Raw genomic sequence first — 1,229 nt, 5'->3', positions numbered from 1 at the left:
TATTTGTGGAGTTGCTAAAAACAATGTGGTAAAAGCCAACTGCGTAACTCCTAAAGACTTTCAAGATCAGATATAAGTGTGGGATCTTTATCAACACTCTTTTTGCGACCTCCCCCAGGAGCTCGAATCTTACCATCAGGAATAGATGTTCCACTTGCTCCAATCGTTCCACTTGCTAGTTCTTTACAAGCTTTAGAAATAGTATCACGAGAGATTCCTGTTGCACGAGAAACTATGCTGATTCCACCTTCACCAAGGCTAATAGCCTCAGCACCAGCAAATAGACGTTTCTTTTGTTCATCGAGAAACGGTTTGAGCAATTCATACTTTTCAGAGAGAATTTTCTCAAGTTGGTTACTCATATATATTCAATAGAAGGAACCCATATAAATAAATGCCCGAATTATTTTGTGACAATCACTTAACTCTGATGGTTTACTCGGTAGCGGAATGGAAGCTGAGAGAGAGGCTAAAAGAAACAGGGGAAACAATACGTAATCAAATTAAGAAACAAACTCAAAAACCAACACTGAAATGGGTCTTCACGCTGATGAGAGGAATTACAGAAGTAAAAATAGAAGTGGAATCAAAAGTGGTAACTCAAATTGCCAATATGGATGAAGTTAAGGACAAAATAATAAGGTTGATGGGGATAAATTGTGAAAAATACTACATTTGAGTGAAGATCTGCGGAAAGACAGCTCTACTAATAGATGTCCTGTATTTTGACTCATCTTCATAGTTTGTGTCTTCAGACAACGCAGAGGACAAACTCAGGAGAAGGCAGGGATCAAAAGCCATGTGTATCGGGAAAAAGGTTTAATCATTCATCTTTTTCTAAAATAATTATAAGTTTTCCGTACTTTTCGAGAACCTCTTTATCTACATCTTTTATCGAAGATATTCTGTCTCTTACACTCCCATCTATCTTTTTCCATAAACTGAAAAACTCTTTATCATCCATATAATCCATAGAGAGTAATTTTATAGTAATAACAAATTCTCTCCACTCCGGAACCTCCAGATCCCTTGAAAGTTCTACATTTATCTCAATATTATCTTTTTTCTCAAGTTTCATTAGCTGGAAAAGAATTACAGATACGATTTCATTTAGAAACTTATAGAAATTTTTATTAGTAATTCCCCTTATTTCCGGACTCACCTTTATATTATAGAGCCTATCCCAAAAGCTCATTTACTCTAATTATTGCTGCTACCATTACAACTCC

General features: G+C 35.7%; 1 protein-coding gene and 2 pseudogenes. 1 reads left to right on the top strand and 2 read right to left on the bottom strand.

The features are described from left to right. Positions 1 to 53: 53 nt before the first annotated feature. Positions 54 to 362, bottom strand: a pseudogene (locus ASJ81_RS12945) (ISAzo13 family transposase); the annotation flags it as partial. A gap of 59 nt (positions 363 to 421) precedes the next feature. On the opposite strand from ASJ81_RS12945, the pseudogene ASJ81_RS12940 reads away from it, so the two are divergent. After that, a pseudogene (locus ASJ81_RS12940) lies at positions 422 to 679 on the top strand (IS1634 family transposase); the annotation flags it as partial. Positions 680 to 823: 144 nt separating this feature from the next. Here ASJ81_RS12940 and ASJ81_RS12935 read toward each other — a convergent pair. Beyond that, positions 824 to 1,195, bottom strand: a complete 372-nt coding sequence (locus ASJ81_RS12935; RefSeq protein ID WP_095644784.1) for a hypothetical protein — start codon at positions 1,193 to 1,195, stop codon at positions 824 to 826. Positions 1,196 to 1,229: the final 34 nt, after the last annotated feature.

Source organism: Methanosarcina spelaei, from assembly GCF_002287235.1.
Taxonomy (GTDB): domain Archaea; phylum Halobacteriota; class Methanosarcinia; order Methanosarcinales; family Methanosarcinaceae; genus Methanosarcina; species Methanosarcina spelaei.
This window is presented reverse-complemented; position numbering and strand designations above follow the sequence as displayed.

Bases quoted from the DNA above. Each gene is read 5' to 3' on its own strand.
- ASJ81_RS12935 (WP_095644784.1), bottom strand. From the start codon at position 1,195: ATGAGCTTTTGGGATAGGCTCTATAATATAAAGGTGAGTCCGGAAATA.